This window comes from Salinispora sp. H7-4 (assembly GCF_013416675.1).
GTDB lineage: Bacteria > Actinomycetota > Actinomycetes > Mycobacteriales > Micromonosporaceae > Micromonospora > Micromonospora vitiensis.
On record NZ_JABZED010000015.1, the window covers coordinates 41,206 to 41,429 of the forward strand.

The 224-nt window shown below is 67.4% G+C and carries 1 pseudogene; it reads left to right on the forward strand.

Features of this window, described 5'->3' with window-relative positions:
* Positions 1 to 224: pseudogene (locus H0524_RS24685) on the forward strand (DDE-type integrase/transposase/recombinase); the annotation flags it as partial.

Sequence of the window (224 nt, forward strand, 5' to 3'; positions counted from 1 at the left end):
GGCGACATCACGTACCTACCGGTCGGCGAGCGCGGGTTCCTGTACCTGGCCACCGTCATCGACCTGCACTCCCGCCGGCTGGCGGGCTGGGCGATCGCCGACCAATGCGCACCGAACTGGTCATCGATGCCCTGTACGTCGCCCAACGCACCCGGGGCAGCCTCACCGGGGCGATTATGCACACCGACCACGGAGCTCAATACACGTCGAAGGCGTTCGCGGAC